The 17,707-nt window shown below is 63.2% G+C and carries 25 protein-coding genes; 4 read left to right on the plus strand and 21 right to left on the minus strand.

What is annotated here, in order from left to right:
- Positions 1-222, plus strand: a complete 222-nt coding sequence (locus ACOYR4_RS18330; RefSeq protein ID WP_015015500.1) for a twin transmembrane helix small protein — start codon at positions 1-3, stop codon at positions 220-222.
- A gap of 126 nt (positions 223-348) precedes the next feature.
- Here ACOYR4_RS18330 and ACOYR4_RS18335 read toward each other — a convergent pair whose 3' ends face one another.
- The 8 genes from ACOYR4_RS18335 to ACOYR4_RS18370 all read right to left on the minus strand — a co-directional run bounded on the left by ACOYR4_RS18335 (position 349) and on the right by ACOYR4_RS18370 (position 6,714).
- Positions 349-1,230, minus strand: a complete 882-nt coding sequence (locus ACOYR4_RS18335) for a cytochrome c oxidase subunit 3 (RefSeq protein ID WP_015015501.1) — start codon at positions 1,228-1,230, stop codon at positions 349-351.
- Positions 1,231-1,293: 63 nt separating this feature from the next.
- Positions 1,294-1,521, minus strand: a complete 228-nt coding sequence (locus ACOYR4_RS18340) for a DUF2970 domain-containing protein (protein ID WP_422847584.1) — start codon at positions 1,519-1,521, stop codon at positions 1,294-1,296.
- Positions 1,518-2,153 carry a cytochrome c oxidase assembly protein gene (locus tag ACOYR4_RS18345; protein WP_422847585.1) on the minus strand — a complete coding sequence of 212 codons (636 nt, stop codon included), beginning with the start codon at positions 2,151-2,153 and terminating at the stop codon, positions 1,518-1,520. The genes ACOYR4_RS18340 and ACOYR4_RS18345 overlap by 4 nt, the downstream gene beginning before the upstream one ends.
- A gap of 16 nt (positions 2,154-2,169) precedes the next feature.
- Complete coding sequence (locus ACOYR4_RS18350) at positions 2,170-2,280, minus strand: cytochrome oxidase small assembly protein (protein WP_209819187.1); 111 nt, start codon at positions 2,278-2,280, stop codon at positions 2,170-2,172.
- Between the two features lie 11 nt (positions 2,281-2,291).
- On the minus strand, positions 2,292-3,923 hold the full coding sequence (gene ctaD, locus ACOYR4_RS18355; protein WP_015015505.1) for a cytochrome c oxidase subunit I: 1,632 nt from the start codon (positions 3,921-3,923) through the stop codon (positions 2,292-2,294).
- A 30-nt stretch (positions 3,924-3,953) separates the two neighbouring features.
- Positions 3,954-5,123 carry a cytochrome c oxidase subunit II gene (coxB, locus tag ACOYR4_RS18360; protein ID WP_291443930.1) on the minus strand — a complete coding sequence of 390 codons (1,170 nt, stop codon included), beginning with the start codon at positions 5,121-5,123 and terminating at the stop codon, positions 3,954-3,956.
- Between the two features lie 59 nt (positions 5,124-5,182).
- Positions 5,183-5,659, minus strand: coding sequence for a DUF2244 domain-containing protein (locus ACOYR4_RS18365; protein ID WP_056066007.1), 477 nt, complete (start codon positions 5,657-5,659; stop codon positions 5,183-5,185).
- Positions 5,660-5,811: 152 nt separating this feature from the next.
- The gene (locus ACOYR4_RS18370) at positions 5,812-6,714 is read right to left on the minus strand and encodes a class I SAM-dependent methyltransferase (protein ID WP_422847586.1); all 903 of its coding nucleotides are present in this window, start codon (positions 6,712-6,714) and stop codon (positions 5,812-5,814) included.
- Positions 6,715-6,749: 35 nt separating this feature from the next.
- Between ACOYR4_RS18370 and ACOYR4_RS18375 the strand changes: the two genes are divergently transcribed.
- Both ACOYR4_RS18375 and ACOYR4_RS18380 read left to right on the plus strand, forming a co-directional pair.
- Complete coding sequence (locus tag ACOYR4_RS18375; RefSeq protein ID WP_422847587.1) at positions 6,750-7,472, plus strand: ComF family protein; 723 nt, start codon at positions 6,750-6,752, stop codon at positions 7,470-7,472.
- Between the two features lie 116 nt (positions 7,473-7,588).
- The gene (locus ACOYR4_RS18380; RefSeq protein WP_015015510.1) at positions 7,589-8,116 is read left to right on the plus strand and encodes a tRNA (cytidine(34)-2'-O)-methyltransferase; all 528 of its coding nucleotides are present in this window, start codon (positions 7,589-7,591) and stop codon (positions 8,114-8,116) included.
- Here the strand turns inward: ACOYR4_RS18380 and ACOYR4_RS18385 are convergent.
- From ACOYR4_RS18385 to ACOYR4_RS18400, 4 genes are all read right to left on the minus strand, one after another.
- Entirely contained in the window at positions 8,109-9,050 is a 942-nt protein-coding gene (locus ACOYR4_RS18385) for a LysR family transcriptional regulator (protein ID WP_056746814.1), read from the minus strand. The two genes, ACOYR4_RS18380 and ACOYR4_RS18385, sit on opposite strands and share 8 nt — an antisense overlap.
- Before the next feature lie 32 nt (positions 9,051-9,082).
- Complete coding sequence (locus tag ACOYR4_RS18390; RefSeq protein ID WP_015015512.1) at positions 9,083-9,547, minus strand: MaoC family dehydratase; 465 nt, start codon at positions 9,545-9,547, stop codon at positions 9,083-9,085.
- 96 nt (positions 9,548-9,643) lie between these two features.
- On the minus strand, positions 9,644-10,261 hold the full coding sequence (locus tag ACOYR4_RS18395; protein WP_056066024.1) for a ParA family protein: 618 nt from the start codon (positions 10,259-10,261) through the stop codon (positions 9,644-9,646).
- Positions 10,262-10,390: 129 nt separating this feature from the next.
- Positions 10,391-11,029 carry a LysE family translocator gene (locus ACOYR4_RS18400; protein ID WP_422847588.1) on the minus strand — a complete coding sequence of 213 codons (639 nt, stop codon included), beginning with the start codon at positions 11,027-11,029 and terminating at the stop codon, positions 10,391-10,393.
- Positions 11,030-11,285: 256 nt separating this feature from the next.
- On the opposite strand from ACOYR4_RS18400, the gene kefC reads away from it, so the two are divergent.
- Positions 11,286-13,193 (plus strand): glutathione-regulated potassium-efflux system protein KefC, encoded by a 1,908-nt coding sequence (kefC, locus tag ACOYR4_RS18405; RefSeq protein WP_422847589.1) that lies wholly within the window; start codon positions 11,286-11,288, stop codon positions 13,191-13,193.
- Positions 13,194-13,280: 87 nt separating this feature from the next.
- Here kefC and ACOYR4_RS18410 read toward each other — a convergent pair whose 3' ends face one another.
- The 9 genes from ACOYR4_RS18410 to ACOYR4_RS18450 form a co-directional block, all read right to left on the minus strand.
- Positions 13,281-14,264: a hypothetical protein gene (locus tag ACOYR4_RS18410; protein WP_422847590.1), complete on the minus strand. Its 984-nt coding sequence runs from the start codon at positions 14,262-14,264 to the stop codon at positions 13,281-13,283.
- Complete coding sequence (locus tag ACOYR4_RS18415) at positions 14,261-14,752, minus strand: C40 family peptidase (RefSeq protein WP_209818355.1); 492 nt, start codon at positions 14,750-14,752, stop codon at positions 14,261-14,263. The genes ACOYR4_RS18410 and ACOYR4_RS18415 overlap by 4 nt, the downstream gene beginning before the upstream one ends.
- A gap of 634 nt (positions 14,753-15,386) precedes the next feature.
- Complete coding sequence (locus ACOYR4_RS18420; RefSeq protein ID WP_422847591.1) at positions 15,387-15,806, minus strand: Mor transcription activator family protein; 420 nt, start codon at positions 15,804-15,806, stop codon at positions 15,387-15,389.
- The gene (locus ACOYR4_RS18425; protein ID WP_422847592.1) at positions 15,803-16,021 is read right to left on the minus strand and encodes a hypothetical protein; all 219 of its coding nucleotides are present in this window, start codon (positions 16,019-16,021) and stop codon (positions 15,803-15,805) included. The genes ACOYR4_RS18420 and ACOYR4_RS18425 overlap by 4 nt, the downstream gene beginning before the upstream one ends.
- Positions 16,022-16,115: 94 nt before the next feature.
- The gene (locus tag ACOYR4_RS18430) at positions 16,116-16,583 is read right to left on the minus strand and encodes a hypothetical protein (RefSeq protein ID WP_422847593.1); all 468 of its coding nucleotides are present in this window, start codon (positions 16,581-16,583) and stop codon (positions 16,116-16,118) included.
- The gene (locus ACOYR4_RS18435) at positions 16,580-16,801 is read right to left on the minus strand and encodes a hypothetical protein (RefSeq protein ID WP_422847594.1); all 222 of its coding nucleotides are present in this window, start codon (positions 16,799-16,801) and stop codon (positions 16,580-16,582) included. Before ACOYR4_RS18435 ends, ACOYR4_RS18430 begins: the two co-directional genes overlap by 4 nt.
- Entirely contained in the window at positions 16,798-17,016 is a 219-nt protein-coding gene (locus ACOYR4_RS18440; protein WP_422847595.1) for a hypothetical protein, read from the minus strand. Before ACOYR4_RS18440 ends, ACOYR4_RS18435 begins: the two co-directional genes overlap by 4 nt.
- Positions 17,009-17,227: a hypothetical protein gene (locus tag ACOYR4_RS18445; protein ID WP_422847596.1), complete on the minus strand. Its 219-nt coding sequence runs from the start codon at positions 17,225-17,227 to the stop codon at positions 17,009-17,011. The genes ACOYR4_RS18440 and ACOYR4_RS18445 overlap by 8 nt, the downstream gene beginning before the upstream one ends.
- Entirely contained in the window at positions 17,224-17,706 is a 483-nt protein-coding gene (locus tag ACOYR4_RS18450) for a regulatory protein GemA (RefSeq protein WP_422847597.1), read from the minus strand. Before ACOYR4_RS18450 ends, ACOYR4_RS18445 begins: the two co-directional genes overlap by 4 nt.
- Position 17,707 lies beyond the last annotated feature (1 nt).

Here is a 17,707-nt window from a genome sequence, read left to right on the forward strand (position 1 = left end):
ATGAAATACCTCGTAGTGCTGGCGTTCATCGCCATTTTGGCCAGCCTGGCATCGGCCTTGTTCTTCATGATGCGCAACGGACGCGACGACAAGAGCAAGGGCAACCACATGGCCAAGGCGCTGGCGGTGCGTGTGGGGCTGTCCATCGTGCTGTTCTTGTGCATTCTGGTCGCTTGGCAGTTGGGATACATCCAGCCCACCGGGCTGCCCGCCACCCGTTGACGCAGGGGCTTGACACACCAACCGGAGAACCTGCGCCCATCACAGGCTACTGCTGACCCGCACCACCGAGCGGTATAACAAAAAAAGCGCCGCGAGGCGCTTTTTTTGACGGCGTCCGGGCCTGGCTTACATCCAGTAGACCAGCACGTACAGGCCTAGCCACACCACGTCCACAAAGTGCCAGTACCAGGCAGCACCTTCAAAGCCAAAGTGCTTGTCGGCCGTGAAGTGGCCCTTTTGCAGGCGCAGCGTGATCACCAGCAGCATCAGCATACCCAGGAACACGTGGAAGCCGTGGAACCCGGTGAGCATAAAGAACGTGGAACCAAACACACCCGAACTGAGCTTGAGGTTCAGGTCGGTGTAGAGGTGGTAGTACTCGTAACCCTGCACCAGCAGGAACACGAAGCCCAGCAGCACCGTGGCCCACATGAAGCCGATGGTCTTGCCACGTTGGTTTTCACGCAGGGCGTGGTGGGCAATGGTCAGCGTCACGCCCGAGGTCAACAGCAGCGCGGTGTTGATCGTGGGCAGCCAGAAGGGGCCTACGGTCTGGAAGGGTTCGATGATGCCGGCGGGCGATGCCGTGACACCTGCAGCCATGCTGGGCCAGACGGCCTTGAAGTCAGGCCACAGCAGCGCGTTGTCCAGGCTGCCCAGCGCAGGCACCGAGTGCGAGCGCGCCCACCACAGGGCGGTGAAGAACGCTCCAAAGAACATCACCTCGGAGAAGATAAACCAGCTCATGCTCCAGCGATACGACAGGTCGATCTTGTGACCGTACAGGCCGCCTTCGCTCTCGCGCACTGCGTCGCCAAACCACTGGTACAGCGTGAACAGCCACCACACCAGCCCCACGGCCAGCGAATATTTGCCCCAGTCATGACCATTGATCCACTGGCCTGCGCCGAGGATCACAAAGAACAGACCGGCCGCAGCCATCACCGGGTGGCGGGACTCGGCGGGCACATAGTAGTACGGGGTTCCGCCATGGGTTGATGCACTCATTTCAGCTCCTGATTCTCAAAATCTTTGTTTTCAGTATTTGTTCGCACAAACCAGCCAACGCACTCACACGACCCAGTTCACCAGCCCGATCAGGCCCATGACCAACAAAAAAACTGCCATCAATCCCACCACGATGATGTGGATCGGGTTGAGTTTTTCGACATCTTGCTGGTACTCGCTGCCTTTGCGCAAGCCAATCAGCGACCATGCCACCGCGCGCACCGTGCGCAGCAATGAGCCTTTGCGTTGCGACGGCTTCACGTCTGCGGATGGCCCGCGCGGCGCGCTCATGAGCCCGCTCCTTGCAAGGCCGCCGCATTGGCACCCGGCATCACGGCTGCAGCCGTTGATTCGGGGGCTGCGGGTGTCTTGCCACCCACTTCAAAGAAGGTGTACGACAGCGTGATCGTGGTGACGTCTTTGGACAATTTCGGATCAATCACGAACGCCACGGGCCAGGTTTTCTTTTCACCGGGCTCCAGGGTGTACTGATTGAAGCAAAAGCATTCCAGCTTGTTGAAGTGCGCAGCGGCCTGCCGGGGCGCGTAACTGGGAATGGCCTGGGCGGCCATGCGGCGGTTCTGCACGTTCTGGAACTCGTACATCACCGTCGTCAGCTCACCAGGGTGCACCTGCACGGAACGCTGCGCCGGCTTGAAGTCCCAAGGTCCGCGCGAGTTCGCGTCGAACTCCACCGTGATGGTGCGCGACTTGTCCACCTGGGTGTTGGCGGGTACGCGCACGTCCTTACCGGCCACACCGTTGCCCGGCACCTGCCGCTCCGACAGCGACAGGATATTGATGCCCGTCATCTCACAGATGTGCTTGTAGATGGGGATCAGCACGTAGCCGAAGGCGAACATGCCGGCCGCAATAACGACCAGCTTGCCGACCATCTTGGCGTTTTCGCGGTGCAGGCTCATAGAGTCGGCCGGTGGCTCAGCGGGACAGCAACACCACCTTGACCATGAACCCGACAAAGAACACCGCCGCCACGGACGCCAGGATCAGCGCCAACCGCAGGTTGTTCTTCTTTTGCTCTGGGGTCATGGACATGGTGTTCAGCCAATCACTCGGGTTGCCGTGGCGTCCAGCTTGGGAGGATTCTCAAACGTGTGGAAAGGCGCGGGGGAAGGAACTTCCCACTCCAGACCCTCGGCACCGTCCCATGGCTTGGCAGGGGCCTTGGCGCCATTGCCACGCATGGCTGGCAACACCACGGCCAGGAAGAAATACACCTGCATCAGACCGAAGCCAAACGCGCCCACCGAGGCAATCGCGTTGAAGTCAGCGAACTGCATGGGGTAGTCGGCATAACGACGGGGCATGCCAGCCAGACCCAGGAAGTGCATCGGGAAGAAGGTGATGTTGAACGTGATCAGCGAGCCCCAGAAGTGGATCTGACCACGAGTTTCGGAATACATCACGCCGGTCCACTTGGGCAGCCAGTAGTACACGCCAGCAAACATGGAGAACAGCGAACCGGCCACGAGCACGTAGTGGAAGTGGGCCACCACGTAGTAGGTGTCTTGCAGCTGGATGTCGATGGGGGCCATGGCCAGGATCAGGCCGGTGAAACCACCCATGGTGAACACGAAGATGAAGCCCACGGCAAACAGCATGGGGGTTTCAAACGTCATCGAACCGCGCCACATGGTGGCGATCCAGTTGAAGATCTTCACGGCCGTGGGCACGGAGATCAGCATCGTGGCGTACATGAAGAACAGCTGGCCAGTCACAGGCATGCCGGTCGTGAACATATGGTGGGCCCACACGATGAACGACAGAATGGCGATGGACGAAGTGGCGTACACCATGGAGGCATAGCCGAACAGCTTCTTGCGGCTGAACGCAGGCACGATCTGGCTGATGATGCCGAAAGCCGGCAAGATCATGATGTACACCTCGGGGTGACCGAAGAACCAGAAGATGTGCTGGTACATCACCGGGTCACCGCCGCCGGCGGGGTTGAAGAAGCTGGTGCCGAAGTGACGGTCCGTCAGCGTCATGGTGATCGCGCCAGCCAGCACGGGCATCACGGCAATCAGCAGATAGGCGGTGATGAGCCAGGTCCAGGCGAACATGGGCATCTTCATCAGCGTCATGCCAGGGGCGCGCATGTTCAGGATGGTCACGATGATGTTGATCGAGCCCATGATGGACGAAGCACCCAGGATGTGCATCGCGAAGATGCCGGCATCCATGGAAGGACCCATTTGCAACGTCAACGGTGCGTACAGCGTCCAGCCGGCAGCGGGAGCGCCGCCGGGCATGAAGAACGAGCTGACCAGCATCAGTGCGGCAGGAATCATCAGCCAGAAGCTGAAGTTGTTCATGCGCGCGAAGGCCATGTCGGAGGCGCCGATCTGCAGCGGAATCATCCAGTTCGCAAAGCCCACGAAGGCCGGCATGATCGCGCCGAACACCATGATCAGGCCGTGCATGGTGGTGAGCTGGTTGAACAGCTCCGGGTTCACCAGTTGCAGGCCGGGCTGGAACAGCTCGGCGCGGATCAGCAGCGCCAGGATGCCGCCGACCATCAGCATGGTGAACGAGAACAGCAGGTACAGCGTACCGATGTCTTTGTGGTTGGTGGCGAACACCCAGCGGCGCCAGCCGGTGGGGCCATGGTGGTCGTGGCCGTCGTGTGCGTGGTCGCCAGCGTGCCCGTGGTTGTCGAGTACTGCGCTCATGGTGAATTCCTCAATACGATGGGGCGATGATTACTTGCCACGCAGGGCCAGAACTTCAGCAGGCTGCACCAGCTGGCCGGTCTTGTTGGACCAGTTGTTCTTGGTGTAGGTGACCACGGCGGCGATGTCGGTGTCGCTCAGCTGCGCCCATGCAGGCATGGCGCCATTGTTCTGGCCCTTGAGCAAGACCTGGATCTGCTTGGCATGGTCGGCATCCAGCACCACGGCAGCACCGTCGAGTGGCTTGATGGGGCCAGCGCCCTTGCCGTTGGCTTGGTGGCAGGCAGCGCAGTTGGCCGCATACACCTTCTCGCCGCGCTTGAGGATGTCGTCCAGCGCCCACACCTTCGTGGGGTCGTCCAGCTTGGCTGCGGCCTTCTTCTTTTGTTCGGCCACCCAGGCGGTGTAGTCCTCGGCGGACACCACCTTCACGTGGATGGGCATGTAGGCGTGTTCCTTGCCGCACAGTTCTGCGCACTGCCCGTAGTAGTCGCCGATCTTCTCGGCACGGAACCAGGTGTCACGCACAAAGCCAGGGATCGCGTCCTGCTTGATGCCGAAGGCAGGCACCATGAAGGCGTGGATCACGTCGTTGGCCGTGGTGATGATGCGGATCTTCTTGTTGACCGGGACCACCATGGGGTTGTCCACCTTGAGCAGGTAGTTGGCGGGGGCGTCCTTGACGTTGCCGCTGTCAGACATCACACGGTGGCTGCTGTCCAGCGTGGAGATGAAGGCCAAGCCTTCGCCTTCGCCGGTGATGTAGTCATAGCCCCATTTCCACTGGTAGCCCGTGGTCTTGATCGTGAGGTCGGCGTTGGTGGTGTCCTTCTGGGCGACCAGCACCTTGGTGGCGGGCAAGGCCATGAGGATCACGATGATGAACGGAACAATGGTCCACACCACTTCGACCGTCACCGACTCATGGAAGTTGGCAGCCTTCGCGCCCTTGGAGCGGCGATGCTTCCAGATCGAGTAGAACATCACGGAGAACACTGCAACAAAGATCACCGTGCAGATGATCAGCATCATCCAATGCAGAAAATGCTGCTCTTCTGCGATCTTGGTGACGGGCGGCGCCAGGTTCAGCTGGTTGACTGCAGGGCCGCCAGGCAGGTCCTGAACGGCATGGGCTGCGGAGCCCACCCATGCACTGGCAATCAGCAGCAGAGAAGCCAGCTTGTTGGAAATGCTCTTCATAGTTCTCACTTACTTCTAAGCCTCAATTTAACCAATCCCTTTCGCGCGCCTGCGTGGGGTCAGGCAGCGCGCAAGGCCATGCGGATCTCCGATGCCAAGGCCGGCCGGAGCTCTGGGCGCACATAGCGCCCCACCTCCACCGAACGGCCCTGTGCAGACAGCGTGATCAGCGAATGGTCTCCCGTCTTGGGCTCTACGCGAACCCGGCTCCGGTCAAACTCCGCGCGCTCCAGCCTGCCTGCTGTCTCCAGCTCCACCACAAGGCGTGAGCCCTGCAATGAAATCCTCTCGCCATCCGCCGCATGGCGACCGTACATGGCGAATGCAATCCCTACTGCCACGATTTCGAGCCAGGCGAAGGGCATCACCAGGTGGGCGCCGAGCATCCAGAAGAATGTCGCGATCCCCAGGGACACCACACACAGCGACAGATACATCCAGCCCAATTGCGTCGGCGTGACCGAACAATTGCGAACCAGACGCCAGTCAATGCGCTGACCCGACACCGTGGCAAAACGAAAAACCAAGCCCGTCACCGTGAGTGCTCACAAGACTGCCGGCTGCAGCACACGTTGCGCCTTGGGCACAACAGGCACAGCCTGCCAAATTGCGCGGGAAGATGCCCGAAATCTCAATAACCAAGAATTGTAGCGTGCCTTGTTCCAAGTCATTGACACGCCGTTACAGGTTAGTTCTCAGTGCCGCCCTTGCGCAACATGGCGCGCATGTCCTGCAGCGACACCGCACTGCTGGAACTGACGCGCACCCGGGGTGCAGGCTTGAAGGCATGGCCATAGATGATTTCAAAAGTCAGTGCCAACTGACCTTCATGGCCCGGATCGGCCAGACGCTCGGACAGCACTTGGTAGAGCTTGTCGCGCCAGCGCCGTCCGCGCAATGAGGGAAAGCGATCAGGATGCAAATTCGCACCCAGCTCGCGCAGCTCTTGAACCAGCCGCTCGGGCGTGGCAAAGGTAAGCGTGATGCGCTCCATGTCCATCACCGGCTCTGCAAAACCGGCGTGCACCAGCATGTCTCCCCAGTCATGCATGTCGGTGAAGGCATGGCCCGCGGGCGGCCACCCCATGGCGGCGTACACGCCGTGCAGCTCACGGAGGGTGTCCGGTCCGAGACACGAGAACATCAGATAGCCATCCACCGCCAGGGCACGGTGCCAGCGGCCGATCAGGTCTTGCGGGTCGGCCGCCATGTGCAGCGCCATGTTGGACCACAACATCTGCACGCTGGCATCGGCCGGCGGCCCCATTTGCAAGGCCCCAGCACCCCAGCGTGCGGGGTTCCACCAAGGCTTGGCCAACGCCTGCCGTGCCACAGGTTCGCAATGTGCGCTGGTCTCGTACAACTGGCAACGCGCCGTCGGGTATCGAGCACTCACCAGGGCATGCGCCTGCAGACCCCCACGCACTGGGTCCCAATGGCACCAGGAGGCGGGTGCCTGGCGAATCCACTGCAACCGGTCCTCCATGCGGCGCGCCACCTCTTCGTGCAGCCAGGGGGACGCGGCCGGGGCCGCAGCATGCCAGCGGGCGGCGGCAACAGGATCAATGGTGGGGGGACGCTCGGAGGACATGGGCGGGGCAGAAGGACGCGCGAGTATATTGATTCATGCTCTTTTTGGGTTTGCCAGGGATTTCACGCCGCCTCCACGCCTGGGTGGACAAAGTGCCCAGCCAGTGCGCCGTGTGCCACGCCTGGCCGTCGCAGCGTGTCTGTAATGCGTGTGTGATGCGGTTTGCCCAGCCTGCCACGCGTTGCCAGCGCTGCGCGCTGCGGGTGCCCGCAGGGGTTGCCGTGTGCGGCGCCTGCCTGCAGAACCCGCCCAGCTTCGACGCCTGCATTGCCGCCGTAGACTACGCGTACCCCTGGGCCGACGCCCTGGCGCAGTTCAAGTTCAGGGGCGATCCGGGTTGGGCCAGCGCCCTGGCCACCCTGATGCGCAGCACGCCCTGGATGGAGCCGGCACTGGAGGCGGCCGACCGGGTACTGGCAGTCCCCCTGTCCACCGAGCGCCTGCGCGAGCGGGGCTTCAACCAGTCGGCCCTTCTGGCAAGGCAACTGGCTGGCACCAAGGCGGACTGCCACACCCTACTGCGACTGCATGCCACCGAAGTCCAAAGCGGCCTGCCCCGGGTGCAGCGGCTGCGCAATCTCCGCGGCGCCTTCGCCGTAGAGCCCGCCCGCGCAGCCAGCCTGCGTGGCCAGCGGGTGGTACTGATCGATGACGTGATGACCACGGGCGCCACCCTGCATGCAGCCACCTTGGCACTGCGCGAGGCAGGTGTCGCGCATGTCACGGCCACTGTGCTGGCGCGCACAGGGCTGGACTGAAAAGCGCCAGACAGGTACCGAACCGGCACCGAACGAACACCGAACAGGTACTAAAGGGATACTTTTGATTACGAGCGGTTGCTCAACTCACAGGTCCAACGATGACAATGGCGGTCATGTTCCATATCGTCCTCGTCGAACCCGAGATTCCGCCCAACACCGGCAATGTGATTCGCCTGGCGGCCAACACCGGGTGCTCGCTGCACCTGATCGAGCCCCTGGGGTTCTCGATGGAAGACCGCCAGATGCGTCGTGCAGGGCTGGATTACCACGAATATGCCAGCGTGCAGGTCCACGCAGGCTGGACGGCCTTTCTGCGGGACACCCAGCCGGACCCGACCCGGATGTTTGCGATGACCACCCACGGCTCGCAACCCGTGCACTCCACCTGCTTTCTGCCCGGCGACTGGCTGGTGTTTGGCGCGGAAACGCGGGGGCTGCCCCCCGAGCTGCGCGAGAGCTTCCCACCAGCGCAGCGCCTGCGCCTGCCCATGGTGCCCGGTCAGCGCAGCCTCAATTTGTCCAACGCCGTAGCGGTGACCGTGTTCGAGGCCTGGCGCCAGAACAGCTTTGCCATGCCTGACGGGCAGGTGATGGTCGAGCCCGAGGGCACGATCATCAGCGGGTTCGCACAGCTCAACTGAGCTGACCGGATTTTTCCGCCATGGCGCGGGGCACGTGTTCGGTCAGGAAGTCCAGAAACACCCGCGTGCGCGCGGGCAGCATGCGGCCCGAGGGCAACGCTGCATAGATCGTGTAACGCGAAAAGATCCAGCCCGGCAGGATATGGACCAGCTCGCCCCGGGCCAGGTGCTCCTCGGCCAGCAGGCGCGACGTGACAGCCACGCCCGCCCCATCCACAGCGGCGCGCATCAGCAGCTCGGTGCTGACGGACTGCAGCACCGCTGGTGCGTCCACCTCTTCGTCTGGCACATCCGCCCGCAGCGACTGCAGGCGCAGCTTGCGGCCAGGCCCTGACTGCAGGCGCACGGGCGCGCTCGAGTCGCGCAGGTAGTCGTGGTGAATCAGGTCTTGCGGCTCGCGCGGAATGCCCCGGCGCTCCAGGTAATCGGGGGACGCCACCACAATCGCCTCACCCTGCACCAGAGGACGCGCGACGATGTTGGCATCAAAGTCCTCGCCCGCCACCATAATGGTCACGTCGAACTCATCCACACGGCTGGAGGCATAGGCGTCCATGCTGATGTCGAGCATGAGCTTGGGATAGTAGGCATGCCACACCGCCACCATGGGGGCCAGAAAGTTGGTGGCCAGCACCGGCGCCGCCACGATGCGGATGGTGCCGCGCAGATCGCGCGTGCTGGCGGCAGCGGCGGCCTCGGCGTCGTCGATCTCGTGCAGGATGGCGCGCACCCGCTGCAGGTACGACTCCCCCGCGTCGGTGAGCGCCAGCTTGCGGGTGGTGCGCTGCAGCAGGCGTGTGCCCAGGTGCTGCTCCAGCTCGGCCACCATGCGGGTGACCACGGGGGGCGACATGTCCATGGCGCGGGCGGCGGCGGCAAAGCCGCCCTCCTCCACCACGCGTTCGAAAATTTTCATGGCTTGCAGGCGGTCCATGGTTCAGACCTCCTGCCCGCTGGTGGCCCGGCTCAGGCCGGGGCGCCGAAGTTGCGCGCCAGCGACTCGGCCACGCACACCGGCTTGTCGCTGCCCTCGCGCTCCACAGTGACCAGCCAGGTCATCTGCATTCCATCGGGCGCCACGGGCTCGGCAGCCTGCAGCGTGAGGCGCGCGCGCAAGCGGCTGCCCACCGGCACCGGCGCCGTGAAGCGCACCTTGTTGAGCCCGTAGTTCACGCCCATGCGTGCCCCCTCGATCGTGAGGCCCACTTCGAAGAACTTGGGAATCAGCGACAGCGTGAGAAACCCGTGCGCAATGGGCGCGCCAAATGGCCCGGCCTTGGCACGCTCGGGGTCCACGTGGATCCACTGGTGGTCGCCCGTGGCCTCGGCGAACAGGTTGACCTGTTCCTGCGTGATGGTGATCCAGTCGGTCACAGCGACCTCCTGGCCCACGCAGGCGCTGACTTCGGAATAAGAGCGGAAGATTTTCATCTTTGCAATGTAGCCCCGCGCTCCGGCGCGCCTTGTCTGCCGGGTGACAGGTGTTTTCCCGGGGGAATGGATGTACGTCGTGCTTCACGCTGTCCTTTAAGAATTGAGCCACGTGCAGATCCCTTGCCACTGCTCCAGGTCGCGCGCCACACGGCCGGGGGCCACGTCAAACAGCGTGAGGCCGTGTGCTGCCAGGTGGATATAGTTTTGCGTGTCGCGCAGATAGCCCAGCACCGGAAACCCCAGACTGTCCACAAAGTGGTGCAGCTGCTCGGCCGCCTTGGTGCGCGCATCCACCCGCATGCCGACGATGCCCACGGGCACCCCGGCGGCGTGGCGGTGCTCGGCCAACTGGTCCAGAAAGGCCCGCGTGGCAAAGATGTCGAACACGCTGGGCTGCAGCGGCACGATGACCTTGTCGGCCAGCTTGAGCACATCGTTGAGGCGCCAGCCGTGCAGGCCGGCGGGCGTGTCGAGTACCGCGTGGGTGGTGCCCTTGGGCGGGCGGCTGATGACGTCCGAGCTGGTGTCCCAGCTCCCGATGGGGCGCGCAGCGGGCGGGCGCAGGCCCAGCCACAGCCGGGCGGACTCCTGCCGGTCGGTGTCGCCCAGAATCACGGGATGCCCCTGGCTGGCAAAGTAGCCCGCGATGTTGGTGGACAGCGTGGACTTGCCCACTCCGCCCTTCGGGTTGGCGACAACAACTACTGGCATGACAAGCTCCTTGGAATCTGCAGGTCCATGAAAATACAAGCCAAATCAGCCTCAAGCGCAATATTCATATGCGCTAGCAGCTATCAAATCAGAAGCACCCTCTGACACCCCAGCGGTGCCACAGCCGCCTCAGGCGTGCTGACCACCGCGCTTGACGAAGAACAGCCCCGCCCCCACCGCCATCAGCAAACCGCCAAACACGCGGTTCTGCGCCCGCACGGCCCGCGCACTGCGCATCAGGCGGCGCAGCGCGCTCGCCCCCGCAGCGTAGCCGTGCATGACCACCACGTCCACCGTCACCGTGGTGGCGGCCATCACCAGCAGCTGTGTCCACAGCGGACGCGTGTCGGTCATGAACTGGGGCAGCACGGCCACCATGAAGATGATGCCCTTGGGGTTGGTGGCGTTGGTCAAGAAGCCCGTAAGGCAGCGTTTTTGCCAGGTGCCAGCGGCCTCATGCTCATCGCCTTGCGCGATGGGCGCATCGCCCGCACGCCACTGGTTGAAACCCACATAGATCAGATAGCAGGCGCCCAGCACCTTGACGAGGCTGAACGCCGCCTCGGACGCCAGCAGCAGCGAGCCCACACCCGCCCCAGCAATCAGCAAAATCAGCAGCAGCCCCAGCTGCAGGCCCACGATGGTGGCGCTCGTCTTGCGCACGCCGAACGACAGACCATGGCTCATCGACAACACGGCCCCCGAGCCCGGCGACACCGCAATCAGGCAAGACGCCGCAAAAAAAGCCAGCCAAGTCTGCAAATCCATGGGTCACCGTGCCTGTGTGCGAAGAAGGGCCCGCATCTTAGCAACGCAGGACCCCCGGCACCATGATCTGCATAAAAACAGGCGCAGGCGCTGGATAATCATGCCCGAATAGCTATCAAATAAATAGCGCCACAGATCCAAACCACGGCAACCGCCCCGACGCCTTGCGGCGGTGCCAGAATCTGGCACACCCGCCCCGCACATCGGGGGCGCGGTGTTCTGCCTCCCCACGACGACCTCCAGCGCACTCTGCCCCATGGAACACGCCCCCACCTGGCTCACCTACGGTTTTCTGTACCTCACCGCCGCCGTGCTGGCCGTGCCCATTGCCAAGGCGCTGGGCCTGGGCGCCATCATTGGCTACCTGGCGGCAGGCATCGCCATCGGGCCCTGGGGCCTGGGGCTGGTCAGCAACGTGCAGGACATCCTGCACTTTGCCGAGTTCGGCGTGGTGCTGATGCTCTTTCTGGTCGGGCTGGAGCTGCAACCCAGCCGCCTGTGGGCTCTGCGTCGCCCCATCTTTGGCACCGGCACGTCCCAGGTGCTGGGTTGCGCAGCGGTGTTGTTTGCGCTGGGCGCGCTGGCCGGCCTGCCCTGGCGCGTGAGTCTGGTGGGTGCGCTGGGACTGGCGCTGTCGTCCACAGCCATTGCGCTGCAGTCGCTGGCCGAGCGCAACCTCATGCGCACGCAGAGCGGGCAGGCGGGCTTCTCCATCCTGCTGTTCCAGGATGTGGCGGCCATCCCCATCCTGGCCCTGATGCCCGTGCTGGGCGCCGCCGCGGGTGAAGGCGCGGGCCACACACCGGGCGAGATGGTGCTGGAGGTGCTCAAGATCGTCGGCGTGATCGCGGCCATCATCCTCGGCGGGCGCCTGCTGCTGCGCCCCGTGCTGCGCTGGATCGCCAAGAGCAAAACCCCCGAAATCTTCACCGCCGCCGCGCTGCTGCTGGTGGTGGGCATTGCCTACCTGATGGTGCTGGTGGGCCTGTCGATGGCGCTGGGCGCCTTCCTCGCCGGCGTGCTGCTGGCCGACAGCGAATACCGGCGCGAGCTGGAGGCCGACATCGAGCCCTTCAAGGGCCTGCTGCTGGGGCTGTTCTTCATCGCCGTGGGCATGAGCATTGACTTCGGCGTGATCCTGCGTTCCCCCGGGCTCATGGCTGCCATCCTGGTCGGCTTCCTCGCTGCCAAGGCGGTGGTCATCTACGCCCTGGCCAAGGTGGTCGAGATTCCCTACCAGGAGCGCCCCGTCTTCACCCTGCTGCTGGCCCAGGGCGGAGAGTTTGCATTTGTGGTGTTCCAGGCCGCTGCGGGCGCCAGCGTGTTCCCGGCAGAGACCGCCTCGCTGCTCATCGGTGCCGTGGCGCTGTCCATGCTGATCAGCCCGCTGCTGCTGGTGCTGCTGGACCGCGTGCTGCTGCGCCGCTATGCCCAACTCAAGTCCGCCAAGCCCCAGGCCGAGGAAATCTCCGAGCCGCAGGAGGCGCCCATCATCATCGCGGGCTTCGGCCGCTACGGGCAGATCGTCTCGCGCGTGCTGCTGGCCCAGGGCATCCCCACCACCGTGCTGGACCACAGCGTGGACATGCTGGAGGTGGCGCGCACCTTTGGCTACCGCGTGTTCTACGGCGACGCCACGCGGCTCGACCTGCTGCGCATTGCCGGGGCCGAACACGCACGCATCCTGGTGGTAGCCGTGGACGATGCCGAGCAGTCCCTGCAGATCGCCAAGCTGGCGCGCGAGCACTTCCCGCACCTGCAGATCGTGGCCCGCGCACGGGATGTGACCCACTGGAACAAGCTGCGCGACCTGGGCGTGACACTGGTGCAGCGCGAGCTGTTCGAGTCCAGCCTGCAAAGCGCCCACACCGTGCTGGAGCTGATGGGCCTGCCCCCCGCGCAGGCCACCGCCATCACCCAGCGATTTCGCACCCACAACATCGCGCTGGCCGACCGCATGTACCCGCACCACAAGGACCGCGCCAAGTTCATTGCCGTGGCGCGCGAAGGCCGCAACCAGTTTGCTGAGCAGATGGCGCGGGAGCGGCAGGAGAGTGCGGCGATGAATGCAGCGAGTTCCGCGTATCCCGGTTATGAGGAGCATCCCGTCGAGGCGCCGGAGACAGCCTTGCCTGACAGCGTGAAAGCAACGCCTCCGCACTAGACGCAAGCGCCTGCAATGCAGGCTCCCTATGCGCCAGCAACGATCGTGCTCAGGGGCTCATCGGTCGAGCGACGCACCTTTGCCGGATCAAGGAATGACCGGCTCCAACGTGAGAACGTGGAGCACGGATTGGCGATCCGGAACCGTCTCGACATCTGTCCACACCGCGTCCATGCCAAATGCTTGTTTGGCACTGCGCGTGCAAGCTGCCACTTGCACCACCCCCGGCTGCGGCACCACTGTCAGGCGCGCGCTGGGCGGGACTCTCCCCTCCCATCCCACAGCCATAGCGTAGTACCGGGTGACGAACTGGGCCTGACGACCAAACCGTTTTTGCAGCGCCTGCAGGTGCGATCCGGTCAGGCAGTAGCGCTGCCGCAGCGTTGCTCCGCCCAGCTCCTGCAGGGACAGCAGGGCGTAACCAGGCCGAAGCCGATAGCGCATGTCCAGCGTTTGGCCTGGGACCAACGCAACCCCCAACGTGCGTTGCGCGCGCCACTGGGCCAAATAGTCGCCGCCGGACGCACTCATGGCACCAGCCTGCGTCAACTTCGACCGGGTTTCGGCGGGCATATCTTCCGTGGCAACAAATGGCGGTGTGTCAGCAATCAGCCATGGACTCACTTTGGCGTCGCTGAGCAGCGCTGAGATATCCACCGTACCCACCGTAGCGCGGAAAGACTCTGAATAAGGCACAGGTTGGCCGTTGCTGAAAAACCGAAGTTCGGGGAAGTGGCGGTCGGGATAAGGCTCCGATTCTCCCAACCATCCGAACACCGGACCTTGCACCCTCAACAGGATCGGGCTGACGAGAAACGGCCCCGGAGTCAGCGAAACATCGGCCTCTTCTGCTTCGAGGTAAACCACAGCACGCGCGATCTCCGCCCCACGCGCCAGCGGAGCTTGCGGTGCCAACACGATGCGGGGTGTGACACCGTCGCTGCGCTCATCCGCCAGCGCGGCCCCTGCCAGGCCCGAAACTCCACAAACCAGCAACACCAGCCGAGCGGCAATCGCCATCGGGGCGGTAAATGGCAGGGGCTTCATCCGTTCAAACATCGCGTTCGTCATGGTGCGCTGGTCTGGTAACGGTAGATCTTCGGCGGATCAGGCCGCCAGTAGCGCAAGGACGCTGGCATATAGGCTGCGCCATTCGGATGGGTGGCCGTGTAGATGTCATTTTGTTGCGTCCAGCTCCTGCCGCTCGCGTTGGTGCGCTGGGTGGTGGCGTCTTCCTTCTGCAATGCAGAGCCCGCGTAAATTGCCATGTGATTGGGCCACGACAAGACGTCGCCCGCCTGTGCCGACTCCTCCGCAGTGAGCAGACGAAACAGGCCGGAACGCTGGGCATACAAAGGGAATGTGCCCGAAGGCTGGTAGTCGTACGGGAAACCCGCTGCGCGATAGATCAAGAAGGTCGTGCCGCTGCAGTCACCGGCAACCCCTTTGACCGAAGCCGCACCTCGCAACGCGTAGGCAGTTCCCTTCCAAGTGGCCGCCTCTTTGATGATGGTCTGGGCTTCATTGGCGGTGATATCGCGCCTTGTCGTCTGCGTCATGTAAGAGTTGCTTGTTTGCGAAGATGCCGCTGATCCATGCCAAAACTTGGCCGCTGCGTTCATGGAGGCCCTGCGTACTGCCCGCAGCCTGGATCAGCAAAGCGCGTGATCGTATCCGTGGCAACTGCGGTTGCTGGACTGCTTCGAATGCCAAGGTGTGCCAAGCCAGAAACATTTGCACCAAACTGCTTCATTGCACGCCCAGAGTGGGGAGGTGATCGAATTGGCACGGTCGGGGGCTGTGGATAAATTTGGCCATTGCTAGTACTGGCGCGGGTTTGCGGGCAATTTGGGGCTTTTGAGTATTGCCGGTGGTATTGGCACCGAATGGGCAGATCAAAGGGCCTAAATGGCCGAAATGGGCGTTTTCTGGACGCGGGTGGGCCTTGGATGCCTTAAAGTGGTTTCGGGGCCCTGTGGCCCCGTTTTCATTGGAGAACTGCGCTTTAGGCCCCCTCCAAATAGACACTTGGTTGAGGTTGGAGCGCCCTCGGAAAGTCGCACGCAAGGAAGTCGCACGGCAATCTAGGGTGCACCTTCGGATAAATGCTTTGAAATCAATGGGTTAGTGAACGCCGCATCGCATTTATCCACAACGTGCGACTTCGACCAAGTCGCACGCCTTAAAACCGCTTTAAAACAAAACGGCCTGGCGCCGGTCTTCAGGAGCTTCAGCCCCGGCCGCTGCCAATATGCGCTCCACCTGTCGCTCCGTCAGGTGGTATTCAACAGCCAACTCGCGGGCCGTTTTGTGGGTGGTGTAGGCCTGGGCGATGCGTGCATTGCGCACCTGGATCAGCGCTCGCTCGGCCTTGGGGAGCTGGAAGTGGGACTCGCCGCCATACACCTCCGCCAGCTTTAAAAGGTTCTCCAGACCGATGACGTGCGCGAATATATGGTCGGCTGTTACGCGCTCGGGCGTGGGGATGTAAATGCGCAGCCCGCCCGAGTGCCTGACCAGGGCCATAGTGGGCTCCAGGCCGATCAGGCGCTCGAAATCCTGCAGCAGCGGCGGCAGGAATTCGATAGAGATGGCTTCAGCCCGATGAGTCATTTAAACGGAACGATGGCTTGACGGAGCCGGGTATAGGCAGAGACGGCTGTGGGGTAGGCCTGAGACGGGGTGACGGAAGAAAGCTCCTCGACCGCCTGACGCACTGCGGCTAGAAGAGCATCCCGCTCGCTGACGACCTGTGCGAAAGCCGCCTTGCTTTGCACCGCGCGCTGCTGCCATGTGCCAATGACGGCTTGCGCGTCAGAGAGCTGCACCAGCGGAGCGCCTGGTCCGGGCTTTGTCGACGCGCGACGGTAGCCTGACTGGGTGTACAGGCGGGCCACAACTGGGACCAGCGGAGTGTCTGCGTCAGCCATTGCGCTGGCCCTCCTGAGCTGGGTTATGCCCGCGCTGGTGCATGAGGAAGCACAGGCGTGCATGGGTGTCCACGAACTTGCGAAATGCCTCGGGCGGGATGATGGCCGGGACGCCCTCGGTGGACTCGTCGGGGATGGCGGCCACGTGCAGTTCCGACATTGCACTCTTGGCGTCCTGCAGCAGCGCGCGCAGCTCATTGACCAGGGCGAAGAGGTTGCTGTTCGCCATCTCGTGGGCGTCGATCTCGGCCTGCAGGGCGATCAGCTTCTCGGCGCCTGCAGCGACCATCATGGCGATCTGGTCGGCTGTTTCGCGCGCTTCGATGGTCTCGCCGTTGGTGGTGCGTACGTATGCACGGATGCCATGCCACTGGCTGCTGGTGCCCGCCTCTATGATTTTGGCGATGGACTGCGGCGCTATGTAGTGGGTCAGGCCGTTGATGTCGATGAGGCGGATCATGGGCGATGGTCCTTTTGTGACTCGAACAGGTCGCGCAAATCGGCTCCGCTGTTGTCGGGTCGGCCGACCTTTTTGGCGCCGCATTCGCAGCGGTAGAGGCCTCGCAGCGTGAAGTGTGCATATGCGCCATGCCCACCGACTTGGCTGCTGGCGACGTTCTTCAGCCATTTCCACTTGTGGCGCGGGCCGTTCTTACAAGGCTTGGTCGGTGCGGTCATGACAACTCCTCTTCGGAAAACGCGGTGGTGTAGTGGGGGCTATAGCCGCCCTGCAGCCAGTACTGGGCATCGCACGAGGGACAGGTAACCGGAAGGCGCTGCTCATTGACTGCGGCCTCGAAAACGTCATCGGGTGCATTGACCATGTCGTCGTGGTCCATGGCGTAGCCGCAGTGCGGGCAGGTCGGGGTGCGTTGCTGGAAGGTGTCAGCCATTGCCGCCCTCTTCCTTGCGCGTGGGCTTTTCCGAGAACCGGCGGGGGAACCAGTCGCAATAGGTGTCGGACGGCGTGTGTCCAAAAATCGTGCAGCACCTACGCTCATGGACGCAGTGGCCGCAGGTCTTGCCGGTGGGCAGCTCCATGCAGGTCTTGTCGTTACATACCTTGTCGGCGCAGCAGCCGTGGGAATGCTTGTGAGCGCTCATGCTTCGCCACCTTCCTTGCCCTGCGCCCGCTTGGCGCGATCCAGCATCGCCTTGAGGGCTTCGATAACCTTGGATGCTTCCAAGGTAGGAACGAACTTCGCATCGGAGTAGCCACTACCCGTGGTGCGGCCAATGAAGGCGAGCAGCGCGGCCGGGCTGGAGTCACGCAGACCACCGTGCTCGCCGATCTTCTTCCACAGCCACTTGATCTTGGCGGCCTGGTCAAATGTCTTGAAGGTGCTGGCCTTGGGGGCATAACCGAGCGTCGCCATATGGTCTAGCACCTTGCGGCGGCCTGCGGCGTCCAGCTCGGCGGAGCTGTCCTTGCCGGTGAGATTGCGCAGGTGAAACCGGTAGTCGTCCTCGCTCCAGCGCAGCGCGGCGCGGCCCTGGTGGATGTGGCCCAGCTCGCGCTTGCGCTGGGCGTCTGCGTTGCCCGTGTTGCTGTGGGCAGTGAAACGGCGTGTAGTGGTTGCCATG

This window comes from Acidovorax sp. M14 (genome assembly GCF_049331375.1).
Lineage (GTDB): Bacteria > Pseudomonadota > Gammaproteobacteria > Burkholderiales > Burkholderiaceae_C > Acidovorax.

Coding starts and splice junctions, on each gene's coding strand:
- ACOYR4_RS18330 (WP_015015500.1), top strand. CDS start 1: ATGAAATACCTCGTAGTGCTGGCGTTCATCGCCATTTTGGCCAGCCTG.
- ACOYR4_RS18335 (WP_015015501.1), bottom strand. CDS start 1,230: ATGAGTGCATCAACCCATGGCGGAACCCCGTACTACTATGTGCCCGCC.
- ACOYR4_RS18340 (WP_422847584.1), bottom strand. CDS start 1,521: ATGAGCGCGCCGCGCGGGCCATCCGCAGACGTGAAGCCGTCGCAACGC.
- ACOYR4_RS18345 (WP_422847585.1), bottom strand. CDS start 2,153: ATGAGCCTGCACCGCGAAAACGCCAAGATGGTCGGCAAGCTGGTCGTT.
- ACOYR4_RS18350 (WP_209819187.1), bottom strand. CDS start 2,280: ATGACCCCAGAGCAAAAGAAGAACAACCTGCGGTTGGCGCTGATCCTG.
- ctaD (WP_015015505.1), bottom strand. CDS start 3,923: ATGAGCGCAGTACTCGACAACCACGGGCACGCTGGCGACCACGCACAC.
- coxB (WP_291443930.1), bottom strand. CDS start 5,123: ATGAAGAGCATTTCCAACAAGCTGGCTTCTCTGCTGCTGATTGCCAGT.
- ACOYR4_RS18370 (WP_422847586.1), bottom strand. CDS start 6,714: ATGTCCTCCGAGCGTCCCCCCACCATTGATCCTGTTGCCGCCGCCCGC.
- ACOYR4_RS18375 (WP_422847587.1), top strand. CDS start 6,750: ATGCTCTTTTTGGGTTTGCCAGGGATTTCACGCCGCCTCCACGCCTGG.
- ACOYR4_RS18380 (WP_015015510.1), top strand. CDS start 7,589: ATGTTCCATATCGTCCTCGTCGAACCCGAGATTCCGCCCAACACCGGC.
- ACOYR4_RS18385 (WP_056746814.1), bottom strand. CDS start 9,050: ATGGACCGCCTGCAAGCCATGAAAATTTTCGAACGCGTGGTGGAGGAG.
- ACOYR4_RS18390 (WP_015015512.1), bottom strand. CDS start 9,547: ATGAAAATCTTCCGCTCTTATTCCGAAGTCAGCGCCTGCGTGGGCCAG.
- ACOYR4_RS18395 (WP_056066024.1), bottom strand. CDS start 10,261: ATGCCAGTAGTTGTTGTCGCCAACCCGAAGGGCGGAGTGGGCAAGTCC.
- ACOYR4_RS18400 (WP_422847588.1), bottom strand. CDS start 11,029: ATGGATTTGCAGACTTGGCTGGCTTTTTTTGCGGCGTCTTGCCTGATT.
- kefC (WP_422847589.1), top strand. CDS start 11,286: ATGGAACACGCCCCCACCTGGCTCACCTACGGTTTTCTGTACCTCACC.
- ACOYR4_RS18410 (WP_422847590.1), bottom strand. CDS start 14,264: ATGACGAACGCGATGTTTGAACGGATGAAGCCCCTGCCATTTACCGCC.
- ACOYR4_RS18415 (WP_209818355.1), bottom strand. CDS start 14,752: ATGACGCAGACGACAAGGCGCGATATCACCGCCAATGAAGCCCAGACC.
- ACOYR4_RS18420 (WP_422847591.1), bottom strand. CDS start 15,806: ATGACTCATCGGGCTGAAGCCATCTCTATCGAATTCCTGCCGCCGCTG.
- ACOYR4_RS18430 (WP_422847593.1), bottom strand. CDS start 16,583: ATGATCCGCCTCATCGACATCAACGGCCTGACCCACTACATAGCGCCG.
- ACOYR4_RS18435 (WP_422847594.1), bottom strand. CDS start 16,801: ATGACCGCACCGACCAAGCCTTGTAAGAACGGCCCGCGCCACAAGTGG.
- ACOYR4_RS18440 (WP_422847595.1), bottom strand. CDS start 17,016: ATGGCTGACACCTTCCAGCAACGCACCCCGACCTGCCCGCACTGCGGC.
- ACOYR4_RS18445 (WP_422847596.1), bottom strand. CDS start 17,227: ATGAGCGCTCACAAGCATTCCCACGGCTGCTGCGCCGACAAGGTATGT.
- ACOYR4_RS18450 (WP_422847597.1), bottom strand. CDS start 17,706: ATGGCAACCACTACACGCCGTTTCACTGCCCACAGCAACACGGGCAAC.